This window comes from Desulfosarcina cetonica JCM 12296 (assembly GCF_001311845.1).
Classification (GTDB): Bacteria; Desulfobacterota; Desulfobacteria; order Desulfobacterales; family Desulfosarcinaceae; genus Desulfosarcina; species Desulfosarcina cetonica.
Genome location: NZ_BBCC01000033.1, coordinates 1 through 16,735, shown reverse-complemented (window position 1 = coordinate 16,735; position 16,735 = coordinate 1). Strand labels below are relative to the sequence as shown.

The 16,735-nt window shown below is 54.6% G+C and carries 18 protein-coding genes and 1 tRNA gene; 13 read left to right on the top strand and 6 right to left on the bottom strand.

Features of this window, described 5'->3' with window-relative positions:
* Positions 1–59: 59 nt before the first annotated feature.
* On the bottom strand, positions 60–704 hold the full coding sequence (locus JCM12296_RS09995) for a class II aldolase/adducin family protein (RefSeq protein ID WP_054692139.1): 645 nt from the start codon (positions 702–704) through the stop codon (positions 60–62).
* Between the two features lie 85 nt (positions 705–789).
* Positions 790–1,047, bottom strand: a complete 258-nt coding sequence (locus JCM12296_RS38110; protein WP_157067510.1) for a hypothetical protein — start codon at positions 1,045–1,047, stop codon at positions 790–792.
* Positions 1,048–1,099: 52 nt separating this feature from the next.
* On the opposite strand from JCM12296_RS38110, the gene JCM12296_RS09990 reads away from it, so the two are divergent.
* Positions 1,100–2,149, top strand: coding sequence for a GAF domain-containing protein (locus JCM12296_RS09990; RefSeq protein ID WP_054692137.1), 1,050 nt, complete (start codon positions 1,100–1,102; stop codon positions 2,147–2,149).
* A 58-nt stretch (positions 2,150–2,207) separates the two neighbouring features.
* Here the strand turns inward: JCM12296_RS09990 and fbaA are convergent, their stop codons facing one another.
* The 4 genes from fbaA to JCM12296_RS38105 all read right to left on the bottom strand — a co-directional run bounded on the left by fbaA (position 2,208) and on the right by JCM12296_RS38105 (position 5,841).
* Positions 2,208–3,239 carry a class II fructose-bisphosphate aldolase gene (fbaA, locus tag JCM12296_RS09985; protein ID WP_054692134.1) on the bottom strand — a complete coding sequence of 344 codons (1,032 nt, stop codon included), beginning with the start codon at positions 3,237–3,239 and terminating at the stop codon, positions 2,208–2,210.
* A gap of 65 nt (positions 3,240–3,304) precedes the next feature.
* Positions 3,305–3,772, bottom strand: coding sequence for a Cys-tRNA(Pro) deacylase (gene ybaK / locus JCM12296_RS09980; RefSeq protein WP_054692131.1), 468 nt, complete (start codon positions 3,770–3,772; stop codon positions 3,305–3,307).
* A 123-nt stretch (positions 3,773–3,895) separates the two neighbouring features.
* Positions 3,896–5,029 (bottom strand): ATP-binding protein, encoded by a 1,134-nt coding sequence (locus JCM12296_RS09975; protein WP_083456014.1) that lies wholly within the window; start codon positions 5,027–5,029, stop codon positions 3,896–3,898.
* Positions 4,984–5,841 carry a hypothetical protein gene (locus tag JCM12296_RS38105; RefSeq protein ID WP_054692126.1) on the bottom strand — a complete coding sequence of 286 codons (858 nt, stop codon included), beginning with the start codon at positions 5,839–5,841 and terminating at the stop codon, positions 4,984–4,986. The genes JCM12296_RS09975 and JCM12296_RS38105 overlap by 46 nt, the downstream gene beginning before the upstream one ends.
* A gap of 210 nt (positions 5,842–6,051) precedes the next feature.
* Between JCM12296_RS38105 and JCM12296_RS09965 the strand changes: the two genes are divergently transcribed.
* From JCM12296_RS09965 to JCM12296_RS09925, 12 genes are all read left to right on the top strand, one after another.
* Positions 6,052–6,128, top strand: a tRNA-Trp gene (locus JCM12296_RS09965).
* Positions 6,129–6,489: 361 nt separating this feature from the next.
* Positions 6,490–8,025 carry a benzoate-CoA ligase family protein gene (locus JCM12296_RS09960; RefSeq protein WP_054692123.1) on the top strand — a complete coding sequence of 512 codons (1,536 nt, stop codon included), beginning with the start codon at positions 6,490–6,492 and terminating at the stop codon, positions 8,023–8,025.
* An 820-nt stretch (positions 8,026–8,845) separates the two neighbouring features.
* Positions 8,846–9,622: an electron transfer flavoprotein subunit beta/FixA family protein gene (locus JCM12296_RS09955; RefSeq protein ID WP_054692119.1), complete on the top strand. Its 777-nt coding sequence runs from the start codon at positions 8,846–8,848 to the stop codon at positions 9,620–9,622.
* Between the two features lie 69 nt (positions 9,623–9,691).
* On the top strand, positions 9,692–10,114 hold the full coding sequence (locus JCM12296_RS44005) for a hypothetical protein (RefSeq protein WP_281491969.1): 423 nt from the start codon (positions 9,692–9,694) through the stop codon (positions 10,112–10,114).
* The gene (locus JCM12296_RS47295) at positions 10,000–10,650 is read left to right on the top strand and encodes an electron transfer flavoprotein subunit alpha/FixB family protein (protein ID WP_281491968.1); all 651 of its coding nucleotides are present in this window, start codon (positions 10,000–10,002) and stop codon (positions 10,648–10,650) included. The genes JCM12296_RS44005 and JCM12296_RS47295 overlap by 115 nt, the downstream gene beginning before the upstream one ends.
* A gap of 88 nt (positions 10,651–10,738) precedes the next feature.
* On the top strand, positions 10,739–11,863 hold the full coding sequence (locus JCM12296_RS43995) for a hypothetical protein (protein WP_246804119.1): 1,125 nt from the start codon (positions 10,739–10,741) through the stop codon (positions 11,861–11,863).
* On the top strand, positions 11,860–12,573 hold the full coding sequence (locus JCM12296_RS43990) for a (Fe-S)-binding protein (RefSeq protein ID WP_246804118.1): 714 nt from the start codon (positions 11,860–11,862) through the stop codon (positions 12,571–12,573). The genes JCM12296_RS43995 and JCM12296_RS43990 overlap by 4 nt, the downstream gene beginning before the upstream one ends.
* Positions 12,537–12,842 carry a heterodisulfide reductase-related iron-sulfur binding cluster gene (locus tag JCM12296_RS43985; protein WP_246804117.1) on the top strand — a complete coding sequence of 102 codons (306 nt, stop codon included), beginning with the start codon at positions 12,537–12,539 and terminating at the stop codon, positions 12,840–12,842. Before JCM12296_RS43990 ends, JCM12296_RS43985 begins: the two co-directional genes overlap by 37 nt.
* A 52-nt stretch (positions 12,843–12,894) precedes the next feature.
* The gene (locus JCM12296_RS09940; RefSeq protein WP_054692116.1) at positions 12,895–13,377 is read left to right on the top strand and encodes a ferritin-like domain-containing protein; all 483 of its coding nucleotides are present in this window, start codon (positions 12,895–12,897) and stop codon (positions 13,375–13,377) included.
* Positions 13,378–13,929: 552 nt separating this feature from the next.
* On the top strand, positions 13,930–15,888 hold the full coding sequence (locus JCM12296_RS09935) for an aldehyde ferredoxin oxidoreductase N-terminal domain-containing protein (protein WP_054692113.1): 1,959 nt from the start codon (positions 13,930–13,932) through the stop codon (positions 15,886–15,888).
* 19 nt (positions 15,889–15,907) lie between these two features.
* On the top strand, positions 15,908–16,453 hold the full coding sequence (locus JCM12296_RS09930; protein ID WP_054692110.1) for a 4Fe-4S dicluster domain-containing protein: 546 nt from the start codon (positions 15,908–15,910) through the stop codon (positions 16,451–16,453).
* 33 nt (positions 16,454–16,486) lie between these two features.
* Positions 16,487–16,735, top strand: a 249-nt coding sequence (locus tag JCM12296_RS09925; RefSeq protein ID WP_157067509.1) for a 4Fe-4S dicluster domain-containing protein, incomplete at its 3' end; no start/stop codon positions are given.

Sequence of the window (16,735 nt, the reverse complement as noted above, 5' to 3'; positions counted from 1 at the left end):
TAAAAGCTGCCATGGGGAAAAACAAGATGGCGATAAAATGGGGTATGCGCGTCGTCCGCTCAGGACGGTGGGCCTATGCGCTGGAGCGTCTCGGCGGGCAGCGTCGTTATCGGCCGGCCGGTGGCCAGGGCATGGTAATAGGCCTGGGCCGTTTTCTCCAAGAGCTCCGCATTCTTCCAGGCCTGGTCGAGGGAGGCGCCCAGATTCAAGGCACCGTGGTTTTGCAGGATAAAACAAAAACAGCCGTTGACGATGGTCTGCCTGACCTTGCCCACCAACTCGGGCGTACCGGAAAAGGCGTAAGGGACCACATCCACGGTGTGGCCGATGGCCATGACCACTTCGTCGAAAAGGGCCGGGATCGACTGGTTGATCAAGGCGAAAATGCTGGCAAAGGGCTGGTGCGTGTGCACCACCGCCCCCACATCCGGGCGGTCCTGGTAGATACCGGCATGCATGCCCGTTTCGATGGAGGGTTTCAGGCCGCCGGCAACCGGCCGCAAATCGAAATCAACCACGCAGATATCCTCCGGCACCAGGTCCATATAGGGTCTGCCGGACGGTGTGATCACCAAAAGCGGTTCATCGGGGATGCGCACGGAAACGTTGCCGCCGGCGCTTCGCAGCGAACCGAAATAACCGTGCCGGCAAAGCCAGCGGCAACAACGGATAATCGCTTTTCGAGGGTCAAGATAGGGATCCATGATCGCTCCTGGGTAGGCTGTATCGGCCATTGGCAAGTTGATTCGGACGCTTTCCACGCAATCAGGTCGGGCTTGCGGCTGTCCGTTACGCGGGATCGGGGCCGGGCACACTTTCGGCGCCCACCACTAACGGATCGACCCGCTTAACGGCGGCCCGGTGGCACTCGAGGGCCTGCAATAAATTGCACCCATATGCATTTAAAATACTGCGCCGCAAGCCACCATCAGATTTGATTTTATGGATACGTCTCCGCAAAAGACCATTACAGGGTACATTTCGACGCGTTGAAAAATCATCACCTTTTTTTCTTACGCCTTGGCACCACTCTTGTTTGATGAGCATTGCAATTGCCTAAACACACGACACACCACCGCTGAAAAGGAGTGGGACAACCATGCCGCGTCAAAACGACTATCTCCATCTCCTGCTGGAGGTAACCCAAACCATCACCGCCAGCCTGGACCCCCAGGAAGTATTCACCCTGATCGTCACCAAGATTCCCGAAGTCATCCAGGTGGACGCGGCCACAATCCGCCTGCTGGATCCGTCGCGGCGCCACCTGATCCTGGAAGCGGCTTCCGGATTGAGCGAAGCCTACCTCAACCGCGGCCCCATCGACGCGGAAAAAAGCGTCATGGCCGCCTTGCAGGGTCAGCCCATCGCCATCGCCGATGCGGACCAGGATACCCGCATCCAATATCCGGAAGCTGCGCACCAAGAAGGCATCAAGAGCATCCTCGTGGCACCGATTCCCATCCGCGGGCAAATCAGCGGGATTCTGAGACTGCTCACCCGGACCCGCCGGGAATTCCAACCGCTGGAAATTGCCTTTGTCGCCGCGCTGGCCGAGCAGTGCGGCATCGCCATCGAGAACGCCCGTATCTATGCCGAGCAACAGCGCCAACTGGATTACTTCAAGGCGGTCTGCCAGATCAGCAAACACATCGGTGAGACCCGCCACCTGGACACGGTTCTCGACCTGGTGGTGAACACACTGCCCGAAGTCATGCGGCTCAAGGCCTGCACCATCCGGCTGATCGAATCGAAAACCGGCCGCCTGGAACTCAAGGCCGCCCATGGTCTGAGCCAGGCCTATCTGCAGCGTGGGCCGCTGGACGACGAACTGGCCACCTACTTCATCCTCAAGGGGGAACCGGTGGTGATCCCGGACGCCACCACCGACATTCACACCCTCTATCATAAAGAGGCCGCCAGCGAAGGGGTCGGCAGCATCCTGGCGGTTCCCATCACCGTCAAGGGCGAAACCATCGGCGTCCTGCGTCTTCTGACCGATGAGGTTCGCCACTTTACACCCGGCGACATCCGCTTTGCCATGGCGGTCGCCGAACAAAGCGGGGTGGCCATCCAGAATGCCATCGACTATCAGCAGCTCAGCGATGCGCTGGCGGCGTGCCGGCAATCCGATCAATCCGGATCCGCATGAGTCCGGCCCCGGTGTGCGGTCAAGCGGTCGGTGGCCTTGACGAACACACGGTTCAGGCTCAGGCATCCATCAAGGTGGTTCCGCCCCCTTTCAGATCAACGATCGCCTGTTTGACGCGCTCGGCCATGCCGGCTTCCGCCAGGTTCAGATAGGTGCGCGGATCATAGGCTTTTTTACGGCCCACATCGCCATCCACCTTCAGGACGCCGTCATAGTTCTTGAAAAAATGGTCGGCGATGGGACGTGAAAAGGCGTATTGGGTATCGGTGTCGATATTCATCTTGACGACACCGTAGTCGATGGCGGCGTGGATGTCGTTCAACCCGGAGCCGGAACCGCCGTGAAACACCAGCAGGAACCGTCCCTCTTGACCGTAAACCTTCTCCAGGGCGGCCTGTCCGTCTTTTAAAATTTCGGGTTTGAGCTTGACATGCCCCGGTTTGTAAACCCCATGCACATTTCCGAACGTGGCGGCCACCAGGTAACGGGCATCCTTCACGCTGTTTAGACAGCGGGCGGCTTCGAGCATGTCTTCGGGGGTGGTGTAGAGTTTGCTGCTGGGTCCATCAGCCTTTACGCCGTCCTCTTCACCACCGACCACGCCCACCTCGATTTCGAGAATGAGCTCGCTTTTCTGGCAGCGCTCCAGAAGCGGCGCCGCGATGTCGAGATTCTCCTTGAGGGGCACCGCGCTGCCGTCGAACATGTGGCTGCTGAATAAATTGGGTTGCCCGGCAGCCCGACGCCGTTCGGTCTCTTCGATCAACGGGATGACGAAACTGTCCAAGACATGCGGCTGGCAGTGATCGGTGTGCAGTGCGACGTAAATATCGTAGCGTTCGGCGACGCGATGCACATGCTCGGCAATGGAAATCGCGCCTAGAGCCATGTCTTTCACCCTGGACCCGGACGCAAACGCCGCCCCGCCTGTCGAGACCTGGATGATTCCGTCGCTGCGACTCTCGGAAAGTGCTTTGAGGACGGCATTGGCTCCGGTCAGCGAGGTAACATTGACCGCCGGGTAGGCAAAGCCTTTTTCGCGGGCACGATCCAGCATTTTGCAATAGGTCTGATAATCGGCTACAGGCATTTTTTCCTCTCTTTTCTCAAGCAAGTGGTCGACAGCCGCGATCGCGCTGTCCGTTTTTCAAGTACTCATTTGCTGATTTCGGCAAAGAAACCATGGGTCATGGCACACAGGTCGCCCGGAGTTAGCTCAATATCCAGGCCTCTTCGTCCGGCACTGACCAAGATCGTCTCGAAGGCCTCGACGGAAGCGTCAATTACGGTGTTGAGGCGTCGCTTCTGGCCAAGGGGACTCACCCCGCCCAGGATATAGCCGGTCGTTTTTTCAACGGACCGTTTATCCGCCATTTGCGCTCTTTTACAACCCAACGCCTGCCCCGCCCGTTTAAGGTCCAACTGCCTGGCCACCGGCAGAACCGCCACGGCCAAATCGCGGTCATCCATCGCAATGACCAGGGTTTTGCAGAGTCTCTCGGGGCTGACCTTCAACTTTTCAGCGGCCTCCGCCCCATAATGGCGATTGTCCTTGTCGTGTTTGTATTTGTGAATCTGAAAAACGATTCCATGGCGTTTGGCAAAATCAATGGCTGGTGTCATTGGCTTCTTATGGACTTTCCGGCAGCCGCCAGGGTAACGCTGAACGGGGGCTGTCCCGGCGCGCTACGCCCGCTTACCGGTGATGGGTGGTTGGTATGCTGCCCTCATGGGGTGTGGCCGTTATCAAGTGGGGTTGGTCAGGGCCGTTCTCACCGCCTGCCCCAGGTTGATCCAGGTGTACGGCTTTTTGATGTACGGCCCCGCACCCAAGCGCATGGCCTCACGCACCCGTTCGGTTTCGGAAAAACCGCTGGCGATGATGGCTCTCTGGCCAGGATGAAGGGCCACGACCGCCTTGTAGGTATCCAATCCGTCCATGCCCGGATCCATGATCATGTCCAATACGAGAAGATCAAATCGCGTTTTCCGTAAAAGTGCAAGGGCGGCTTCGCCGTTCGGCGCCGTGGTCACCCGGTAGCCCAGTTGCGTTAAAAGATCCGAGGCAATCTGACGCTGGGCGTCGATGTCATCCACCACTAAAATGGTTTCGCCCCGGCCCTGGTAGGCGGTGATCGATTCATGTGCATCGATGACGGTCCGGGCTTCATGGGTAATGGGGAAATAAAGGCTGAAACAGGTACCCCGCCCTTCAGTGCTCTCCACCTGGATATATCCGTTATGATCCTTGACGGCAGCCCAGACAACGGCCATTCCCAGGCCGGTACCACTGCGTCCCATCTTCTTTTTGGTAAAAAAAGGTTCGAAAATGCGGTCGATGTCGGCGGATTTAATGCCTGTCCCCGTGTCCCTGACCGTCAACACCACATAATCCCCCATATTGACCTCGGCATATCCCTTGAGCGGTCGATCCAGGTGACAACGCGCCGTACCGACTTGAATCTGTCCGCCGTCGGGCATGGCCTCGGCCGCATTGGACAACAGGTTCATCACGGTTTTCTCTATATGAATCCGGGAGCCGGCAATATTGGGCAGGTCATCTTCCAAGGCCAGCTTAACATCCACGCCAGGATGAAAAGAGATCATTTTGTGATGCTCCGGTGTATCGAAGTGGGCGACGATCACTTCATTAAGATTCAAGGCCTCTTTGACCAACACCCCCCGGCGGGTCAAGGTCAAGAGGTCCTGGACAATCGCGGCCGCCTTTTTGCCCGATTCCTGCATGACCTGGATGGGCCGGAAAAGGGGACTGCCCTCGGGAACCTGCATCAATAGAAGGTCCGGATAACTGACGATTCCGGAAAGGATATTGTTTAGGTCATGCGCCACACCGCCGGCCATGGTGCCAAGCACTTCCATCTTCTGGGCGTGTTCCAGCTGGGTGGCCAGTTTTTTCTGCTCGGCCTCGGCTCGATGCGTTCCTCGATTTCAATTTGCAGTTTCTTGTTGACCTGCAGCAACTCATCCGTACGCGCCGCCACGATGGATTCGATCTCACGATTTTTCTCAACGAGTCTGTTCTCGGCAAGCTGCCGTTCCCCAACTTCCTGTTCCAGCTTGTCGATCAGGTCGATATTCTCATACTTTCGAACCAGGAATGCGTAAATTTCGCGGTTGAGCCGCTTGGCCGCCACCAGCATGAACGCACCAAAAACGATCATAAAGGAACCCATGGTGGTGTGCAGACGATCACCGATACTGAAAAAAACGATGATTACCGGAACCAACGTTGGGATCCCAAAGGCATAAAAGACGCCCATGATGGACGCGAAGACACCGACCGAACCGGCCACCATCCCGCCCAAAACCAAGACAATGAGCACCTGGTGGACGACGGATGATTCGGGAAAAAGGAAAATCGGTACAACGCCCCAAAAGGATCCCGATAATGCCAGAAAAAAAAGATAAATCGCCTCATGCCGGCCAACCTTGTCGATGGATAAAGGCTGCCGGTTGAGATAGCGCTGGAGCACTAATCGGGCCAGGCAGACCAGAAGAAACAGAACCAGCCACAAGCACACCCGCTCCAACGGCAACACACCAACCAGAAAAATAGAGAGCAGGATGGCGTTGATGACGGTTGCCAGCACGCCAATGGGGGTCTGGTCAGCGAGTCGCTGTACCAGATCCAGGGCAATTTTTCGTTGTGTATGACGATCGAGCGGTGTCATTGATCGTATTTTCCCGTTGGTCGCCGAACGGACCGGCGTATCACGCGCCCCATGCAACCTTGAGTTGCAGGATTCATTGCAATGATAAGGATATAGCGCAGGCATTGGTCTGGATGCAACGGGTAATCCATTGGTGTGACTTGCCTGTTGATCATTCAGGGAATGTCTGATATGGTTCTTATTTCTGTTGTTCTACGACAACAAACTTACAGGCCAGTAGCTCGAATTGGTAGAGCACCGGACTCCAAATCCGGGTGTTGGGGGTTCGAGCCCCTCCTGGCCTGCCATCTTTCAACAAAGCGGGCATCTGTCCAAACGGGCTGATGCCCGCTTTGTTTTTTGGAATTCCCTTCGCCAATCAAGGTTCATTTCTTCTGCGGATTTCCGCATCCCGTCGCTGGCGTATCCGCCCCTCATTATGAATACTATTTATTTTATTTTATAAATTAATCTCTTGACAGATATATATCGATTCAATAGTCTCTGTTTATGAAACCAAGTTTCATTATATGGAATCTTTTTCATCACATTGAACCGCCTCCATTTGAATTCAATCATCAACCCAATTGATAAACCGACGCGTCGATAAATCATGCCGCGTCCTCAGCTGTCTTTTACCCAAAACCAACGATAACACGGGAGGAAACAATGGCTGCCGAGGCAACAATGATTGGAAATGATCTCATGCTCCATCCCTGGGAAAGCGGATTCAAGCTGCCGGACACCTTCAACATGGTCAGTCTGCTTCTGGAACGTCATCTGGCAGGGCCTCAATCGGAACGGTCGGCGATCATTCATAAGAACGAAACGATTTCCTATGGCGAGCTCGGATGCATGGCCAATCGGATCGGCAACGGCCTGCGACAGCTGGGTGTCGCACCGGGTGACCGGGTCATCCTTCTGCTTCACGATCGCCCGGAATTTATCGCGCTTTTTCTCGGAGCAATGAAAATCGGCGCCGTACCGGTACCCATCAACATGCTGGCGACGGCTGAAGATCTGGACTATTTCATCAACGACAGTCAGGCAGCGGTCGTGGTGGTGGAGAGTGAATTGCATACCAGGCTCACGCCCATTATCGCCGACGCGGCCCACCTGAAAACGGTCGTTGTCCACGGCGCCGCGGTTCCCGGCACCACTGAATTGTCCCAAATGATGAAGGACGCATCCGATCAGCTGGATGTCTATCCCACGGCCAAAACCGACCATTCCTATTGGCTGTATACATCGGGCACCACGGGCCGCCCCAAGGGCGTTGTCCATTACCACAAGGATCTTGTGCATGCGGTCGAAGCCTGGGGCCAGCATGTGGTTCAATTCACGCCCGAAGACCGTGTACTCTGCTCCTCAAAGCTGTTTTTTTCCTATGGTCTGAACAATGCCCTTTACCTGCCGCTGTATTATGGTGCTTCGGTCATTCTCAATCCCGATCGGCCGCTACCGGAAGTCATTCTCGGGTTGATCGAGAAACATCGCCCGACGGGTTTCTTCTCCGTTCCAACGGCCTATGGCCAGATTCTCAATTACCTGGAAGCGATCAATCAGGCCCCTGACCTTAGCAGCCTGCGGTTTTGCATCTCGGCTGGCGAAGCCTTGCCCGGCTCCCTGTTTCAACGCTGGAAGAAAAAATTCGACATTGACATTCTTGACGGATTGGGATCTTCGGAAGCCGGATTCATCTATATTTCCAACCGGCCCGGCATCGTCAAGGAGAACGCCAGCGGGCTGGCGCTGCCCGGTTACGCCATCGAGGTCCGTGACGAATTGGGCAAGCCCCTGCCAGCCGGTGAACTGGGTGAGCTGTATGTATCCAGCCAGACGCTCTTTGCCGAATACTGGCAGAAACCGGACAAAACCGCCGAAACCCTGGTAAACGGCTGGATGAAAACCGGGGACATGGGGCACATCGATGCCGAAGGATATTTCTTCTACTCCGCGCGGGCCAACGACTCCATGAAAGTCAGCGGCATCTGGGTCTCACCGCTTGAAGTTGAAAACGCCCTTCTCAGCCACCCATCAGTCGCCGAGTGTGCCGTGGTCGCCATGCAGGACGCCATGGATTTGATCAAACCCAAGGCATTTGTGGCCCTGAAAAGCGGGCACACGCCAAGTGACGATCTCGGCGAGCTTGAAGCGGCATGTCAAAGAGAAGCTCGCGCCTTACAAATACCCGCGCGTCATTGAATTCGTCGACGATCTGCCAAAAACCGCGACCGGCAAGATCCAACGGTTCAAGCTCCGGGAACGACCGTGACCTGATCGGGTGATATGCCCATTGGATAAGGAAGCCTGGATTCCGCCCAAAGCGGTCCAGGCTTTTTTGTGGCCCACCGATTCAAACACCGGCAATAACGCCCATGCCTTCATCCATGGCGATCCCTTCCGACCGGTGACAACCGTTTCCCAGGCATCGCCACCTATTTTTATTGACAAGTGATTTCGATGTGGCTAATTAGCTCAATAGCTACTTATTAGCTTTTTTATAACCATAAATTGATCCTGCACATTTAACCCAACAACAAATTGTCAGTTTGAACGGGTTGCCTTTGATACAGATTGTATTCATTCAGTTGGCAACGGATCAAACGCCCGGCATCGGCGGAAGGGATTACCGCGGTCGGTTGGTTTCAACCTGAGGACTATCTGTTTTCCATGGTTTTCCAGTCATTTTCAAGATGCTGGGAAGGCCATTTTTTGCTTGACAAAGCACATTCGTATCGGTAGATATAGAGATCGTGTGTTCTCTATAGAGATATAGTTCCCTCATCTCCATAGGGTTTCGCTGCTCATGATCGTGCCCCGCCAACCAGTAAGCTATATTCAGGAAACAGGTCGCTGTTTGATTGAAAGGGGCGTGCCGTTCCGGCGTTTTCGTCAAGGCATGATGATATGGGAAATTCCAGGTATGAACGGACGGAATCATCAGGACGACCTTACCGATAAAACAGGATTTGATCCGGTTCTGAACCATAACCGAAGGAACATCAACGATTAGGAGGACGAATTGAAAATTCTCACCACTTTAAAAAAGGTAGTTGATGTAGAATTGACCATCAACATCAAAGATGGGGCGATTGTTGAAGACGGGCTGCAGTATGTGATGAACGCATGGGATGAAAACGCCATTGAGGCGGCCGTCCAGCTCAAGGAAAACAGCAAGGCCGAGACCGCCCTTGTCAGCATCGGCGGCGGCGATAATACTGAAATTATCCGCAAGGCCTACGCCATGGGGATCGAAAAAGGGATTCATATCGATGATCCAGCATTGGCCAAGGCCGATTCTTTCGCCTACGCCAAGGTACTTCAGAAAGTATTCGAGAAGGATGGCTATGATCTGGTGATTACCGGCAAACAAGCCCAGGACACGGATAACGGCCAAACGGGCATCCTGCTGGCGGAATTCTTGGGGTTGGGCTGCGTGAGCAATGTAATCGCCATCGAAGCCGTGGACGACAAGACCATCAAGGTTTCCCGCCTGGGCGATGCGGGGACTGAAATACTCGAGGTTGCCCTGCCCGCCGTGGTGACGGTAAGCGACAGCATCAACGAACCGCGCCTGCCGCAGTTGCGCGGAATCATGATGGCGAAGAAAAAAAAGATCGAAAAAATGGATCTGGCGGGGCTGGGCCTCTCGGCGGATGAAATCGGCACGCCCAAATCGGAAGTCGCCGAGTTCATGGCCACCGAGTCCCGGAAAGCCGGTAAGAAGTTCGAAGGCGCCGCGGCCGAAATTACCGCCGAGGTGGTCGGTCTTCTGGCAAGCGAAGCCAATGTTCTCTAAGGTGACGTTGACCCAAGATTGACGATCCGCATTGGACATTAACCAGATTCAGACAAGGAAAACAATATCATGGCAAAAGTACTCGTCGTTGCAGACATTAAAAATGGATCCCTGGGCAGCAGCACCACCGAACTGTTATCCAAAGCCAAAGCCATCGGCGCCGAAGCCGCCGTGGTGGCCATTGGCAGTGGTATTGAATCACTGACCGCAAACCTGGCGGGTGCCGGTTCCGCCACCCAGTACATCGCCGATGATCCGAGCCTGGCGATGTTTTCCGCCGGTCCGTATGCGGCTTGCGTGGTCGATGCTGCCAATCAGTTTGGTGCCGATATGATCTGGTTCGGCTTTTCGGAGAGTGGCAAGCCTCCGCCCCGCGTGTGGCCGCCCAACTGGATGTCGCCTGTGCAACGGACATCACCGATGTCATTCTCAATGGCGATCAGATCGAAATCGTCCGCCCGGCCATCGCCAACAAGGTCAAGCAGCGCGTAAAGGTCAACACGCCCAAGCTGGTGGCCGTCGTTCGTGCAGGCGCATTCGAGGCCGAGGAAGGCATTTCGGGCAGCGAAAACGTCGTCAAGCTGGCCGCCCCGGCAGCCGACCTGAAGGCCGTCATTAAAGAAATCGTTTCGGATGCCAGCGGCGACATCGACCTGGCCGATGCCGACATCGTCGTCTCCGTGGGCCGCGGCGCCAAGAACCAGGAAGGTGTCGATCTGGTCAAGGCGCTGGCCGACGAACTGAAAGCCGGTTTCGGGTCCTCCCGGGCCATGGTCGATGCCGGCCTCATGCCGCACAACAAGCAAGTCGGCCAGACCGGTAAAATCGTTGCGCCGACGCTCTATATGGCTTTCGGTATTTCCGGCGCGATCCAGCACATCGCCGGCATGAGCGGGGCGAAGGTGATCCTGGCGGTCAACAAAGATCCCGAGGCGCCGATTTTCAACCTGGCCGATTACGGCATTGTCGGCGACCTCTTCGAGGTGGTACCGGTTCTGCGCGAAGAGATCAAGAAGGTCAGAGGATAGCCAATCCAATGCCCGCCCCCGCTCACGAGCGGTAACGGGCATTTATTTTTTTCCAATCATTTTTCAGACGATTCGGTAAGAGGTAGCCATGAGTCCTGTGTTGATGTCTCTTCTGCTTTTTGTCGCGCTGGCCGTTTTTATCAACACGATGGTCGGCAAGGTGCAGCTTCTGGCTGCGCTCGAACCCGCCAAGCGAACCGATCAGATCAAGCAGCGCTTGAAGAGCCTGCTGGTGATCGCCATTGGCCAAAAACGCCTGGTTGGCCGATCCAAGGAGAGAAGTTCCGGAATCATGCACGCGTTGATCTTCTGGGGGTTCTGCGTCCTGTTGATCCGCAGCATCACCCTTTACGGGGAGGGATACCAGGAAGGATTCCACCTGCCCTTCCTCGGCGGCGATCATCTGGTCGGCTTTCTCTATTTCGGTCTGAAGGACATCATGGAGGGCATCGTCCTCTTGATGGTCATCTGGGCCATTTTCCGCCGCGCGGTGATCAAGCCGGCACGCATGCACAACACCTTCGAGGCATACCTGGTGTTGGTGATGATCGGGATCCTGATGATCTCGGATTTGCTCTATGACGGCACCCGCTACAACATGATCCACCTCTTCAACCAGGACCACATCCACTTCATCAGCAATCCCCAATACGGCTCCGAATTCCTTTGGTCGCCGGTGTCGATGGGAGCGGCCAGCCTGGTGTCGGGACTCGGCATGGAAGTCAACGCCACCCTTTTGATCATCATGTTCTGGGTGCATATCTGTACGCAGTTGACCTTCTTGAACGTTCTGCCGACCGGCAAGCATTTTCATGTCATCACCGCACTGCCCAACGTGTTTCTGAAAAGTCTGGGCTACCCCCATGAAAAAACCAAAGTGCTGGACCTGGAAGACGAAGCCGCTTGGGAAGATGAATCCTTGGGCATCAACCATATCCATCAACTCAACTGGAAACAGGGGCTTGACCTTTATACCTGTACCGAATGCGGGCGCTGCAAGGAAGTCTGCCCGGCCTATACCACTGACAAGCCCCTTAACCTGTTTGATTTCAATGATTCCCTCAAACATGAACTCTACGCCAACGCCGACAAGGTGATTCGGCGGGCCAAGCTATCCAGAGAGCTTGGAAAAACGACCGATGAAGGCGCGATCGAGAACCTGAAGGCAAAATCGCCGACATCAAAAGCGACAAACTGCTCATCGGCGACGTGATTGCCGAAGACACCCTCTGGGCCTGCACCACCTGCCGGGCCTGTGAAGAAGTCTGCCCGGTAACCATCGAACATGTGCCGCGGGTCATCGCCATGCGCCAGGGACAGACCATGATGGCCGAGGCTTATCCGAAAGAACTGAACGTGGCCCTCAAGGGGCTCGAACGCAACGGCAACCCCTGGGGGATCGGGTACGACAAGCGTGCGGACTGGGCCGCGGATCTGAACATCCCCACTATGGCCGAAAACCCGGATGTCGAATACCTGCTCTGGGTGGGGTGCGCCGGCTCCTTTGACGATCGCACCAAGAAGGTGTCGGTCAGTCTGGCCAAAATCCTGCAGAAAGCCGGCATCAAGTTTGCCATTCTGGGCGTCGAGGAGAAGTGTACCGGCGATTTTGCCCGAAGGGTCGGCAACGAGATGCTCTTTCAGATGATGGCGCTGGAAAACATCGAAACCCTGAACGGGTATAACGTCAAGAAGATCATTGCCGCTTGCCCGCACTGCCTCAACACCCTGAAGCACGACTACGCCACCATGGGCGGAAACTATGAAGTCATTCATCATAGTGAGTTCATTCAGGAACTGATCAAGTCCGGCAAAATTCAGATCAACCAGACCATGCAGGGCAAGGTGACTATCACGATCCCTGCTACCTGGGCCGCTACAATAACGTGTACGATGAGCCGCGAACGATTTTACAGTCGATGAACCTGTCCGGGTACAAGGAACTCGATCGGCACGGTAGCGAAAGCTTTTGTTGCGGTGCCGGTGGCGGAAGAATGTGGATGGAGGAAAACATCGGCAAACGCATCAATCTGGAACGTGCCGAGGAGATCGTTGCCAATGGCGCTAACACCGTTGCCGTGGGATGCCCGTTCTGCCTGACCATGATCGAAGATGGCATGAAAGAGCTGGAAAAAGAAGAGTCCATCAAAACCCTGGATATTGCCGAACTGGTCGCCAAACACATGGTGTAGACGGCTGCGGTTCCACCGATTGATCCACGTTAAAAATGAAGGAGACGGCACAGTGGCTGTAATTTTCTCCGCGCGTGAAGTCGCCGAAGCGGCGGTCGAGAAAGAAAGACAACGCAGAAGCTTTTATGCAACGGTTTGCGAGTTGAGTACCAATGATAAAATGAAAGCGCTCTTCCAGTTCCTGACCGAAGAGGAAGACCGGCATGTAACGGCATTTTCGCAGATTCGCGACGGCCTGCCACAGGATGATTCGCATTCGGACGAGTACACTGACGACATGGAGGCTTATATGGATTCGGTCATCGATGACCGGCTCTATTCCAAGATCGACTCCAAGGAATTCGTTCAAAAGGCGATTTCGGGCCAAAATGTGTTTCAACTGGCCATCGGTTTCGAAAAAGACGCCATTCTTTACTTCCGTGAATTCTTGCCCTATTTGACCGAGGCGGACCAAAAAATCGTCGAGGAGTTGATCAATCAGGAAAAAGGCCATATCCGTATGCTGGCCGACATGGAAAAGCGTCTGGCAGAATAACACAACACATGGGAAAGGATTCTCCCGCCCCCCTTCCCGCGCCCTTACAAAAACAGGCAACAGCGCCGCCTGAAGAAATCACCGCCTTCAAGCATCTGTTGCCTGTTCGGCGTGTCGGCGCATTGGCCAACCGATGGATGGACACCCAAAATGGAAACTGCCATCGGTTGACCACCTTCCACACGGCATTGCCGTCTTTTTCCGCGTCCATAATATCTCCCTATAGATAAGAATAAGTCCCGACCGCCGGACGACAGCCCATCCATCAACTGCCTTTTTTTGCATCTTTTGAAAAAAATCCACGTCCGGAAACGCACCTCCTTTATAGATGACTATTTGATTTTTTAACCTTTTTATCATTGCTCACCATTTGCCAAGGCCCAATCCGGCAACCGGGCGCACCCGGATCGTCATGCACGGTTTTACTTTTTCAACCTGTTTTTTTTCTCTTGACAAAACCACCCCCCTTTAGGTATTTATAGAGAACCTTGGTTCTCTATATAGATAGACCAACAACCTTTATTGGACGTTTTACATCGAAGGGGCTAAATCATGAGGTACGGAGCAACAGGGGTTAACCTAGAAATCGATTTATCGCGGGGAAACATTGAAAAGGTTGAAACCGATCCTAAAATGACCGAACTCTTTCTTGGGGGACAGGGTGCGGGAGCCAAAATTCTGTGGGACAGGGTTCCTCCCGATACAGACCCTTTTTCTCCTGAAAACCTACTGATCTTCAGTGCCGGGCTCCTGCATGCCACCCCCGTACCCGGGGCAAACCGGGTTGCCGTCAACACCTTTTCTCCCCAAACCAACCTGATGTCTCATTCCCTCATGGGTGGGTTCTTTGGACCGGAAATGAAACACGCCGGTTATGATCAGATTATCATTCGCGGAAAAGCGTCGGATCTTGTCTATCTCTACATCCATAACGATACGGTGGAAATCAGGGACGCCACCCATCTGCGGGGAAAGGGCTGCACCGAAACCGGCGATCTGCTTAAAGAAGAACTGAAAGACGACAAGGTCCAGGTGGCCGCCATCGGTCTTGCCGGTGAAAACCGAGTCTACACGGCTTCCATTGACCATGGTCACTCCAGTGCAGCCCGCGGCGTGGGCGTGATCATGGGCGACAAGCGGCTGAAAGCCATTGCCGTGCGTGGCACCAAGGATATCAATATCGCGCATCCGGCGGAGTTGTTTGACATCAGCATGAAAATGCACAAACGCATCTCCGAAAGTGAAGGCTGTGGCGACTGGATGGCCTACGATGAGGATGACAGTTTTCACCACAACCATTTCGCCTGGGGGAATGCCCGCGTCAGACGGATCGATTTTTGGAGTGATGAATTACAAGAACGCTGGACGAAACTCAAATACGACCACATGGACCGCCAGACCAGCTGCTACAACTGCCCCAAGAATTGCCGCAACGTAATCAAATGGCCCGGCCGCCGTAGATTCGGTTACAAATGCTATGGCAAGGACACTTACCACATGGCGGCCTTCAAGGAATTGGATTTCAGCTATGATATCCTCGGCGTCGCCCAGGAGTATGGTCTGGATTCGTACTCGACGCCCCAAGTCATTGCTTTCGGCATAGAACTTTACGACGCCGGAATCCTGACCGACAAGGATATGCCGGACTTTCCCGAAGACAGTGGTGATCGGGTCTGGTACCTCATGGAAAAAATCGTTCGCCGTGAAGGGATTGGTGATATCCTTGCCGACGGTGTCTCCTTGGCAGCAAAACGCATTGGCAACGGTGCCGAGCAATACGATCATAACACGGTAAAAGGATTCGAACAGTTACCCATCAAACTCGGCAAGGTGAACCCCGCCTATTTTCTGATGATCGCCACGGGTGAAAAGATGAGTATCACCCAGATCGAGGGTTCTTTCCCGCAAGATCCGATTCGCGACATGAAAGAGCGTCAAGCCTTTGTCGATAAATGGGACGCCGTGCCGGACCAGAAGTTCAAGGACTACTTCATGAACTGGGAAAAACGCAATCTCATGCCGACCCAGGCCTTCTGCGATATCGTCGACTGGAATGAAGCCATGCACTACATCGACGACTCCATTGGGCTGTGTGGATTCGTCTCTTCTTTCCGGGGTCAGTTCGGTGGCGACATCGCCTACCACATCAATAATATTCCCGAGTTCATCGCCTTGGCCACCGGTATGGAAATGGACAAGTCCATCCTCTGGAAAGACTTTCAACGGATTCGGAATCTGGTTCGCGCCGTCAATGTACGAAGAGGGCTGAGAAGAAAGGACGAACGGCCACCTGAAGATCACTGGGCCGTCAGGGACGAGGAAATGGAGCAGAACCTGCTCACCGAGTATTATAAGTTCAAGGGGTGGAACGATCAGGGCGTTCCCACCCAGGAGACGCTGAAAAGCTTGGATCTCGAATTTATCGCTGAAGATCTGGTTGAGCGTGGCATCCTTGACGAAAATGGAAATACACCTGTCGAAAACGAACCGGCCGTAATCGAAAAGAATTGATCCCAAGGGGGTGGTAACCGTGACTGGTGGGAAGAAAACCAAAATTATCAAAGAGATCATTGTCAACGTGGATAAATGCACAGGCTGCCGTTCGTGTGAAATGGCCTGCTCCGCATTCCACTCCGTTCCCAAATATAGCAGCCTCAATCCAGCGCGGGCACGCATCCGTGTCTACATGGATGAAACCAAGGATCTGTATGTTCCCATCCGGGCCGGAGATTATACCCAAGCCGAGTGCAATGGCCGAAACAGTTATACCATTGCCGGCAAGGAATACTCCCAGTGCACCTTCTGCCCGGCCGCCTGCCCGTCCAGGGACTATTTCAAGGAGCCCGACTCCGGCCTTCCGCTCAAGTGTGACATGTGCGAAGATATTCCGCCACTCGAGGAACCCATGTGCGTTCAAGCCTGTAAATTCGATGCCTTGACCTATGTGGAAAGAGAAACCGAGGTCGTCCACGAAGAAGTCCAGCGAGGTGAAATGGAAGCCGGTATCGCCTCGTTGATCAACCGGTTTGGCGCCAAGTCGGTCAGGGAAGCCGTTGCCAGAGCGACCAAGCATTAAACCATTAAGCCAAGAGAAGAGGCGGATACGATCGTGGAAACAGTTGCCCCCTTCAAGGAAGTCATCGAAGAGATCAAAGAGGCCGGTGGAGAGGTTTTCAAGCTGTGCTTTCAGTGCGGCAAATGCGATACGGTATGCCCGTGGAACCGGGTTCGGCAATTCAGCATGCGCAAGGTGATCCGGCAGGCCACCTTCGGCCTGACGGAGATCGACGGCGAGGACATCTGGCGCTGCACGACCTGCGGGCGTTGCCCGGAATACTGTCCGCGGGGGGTCAAGCAA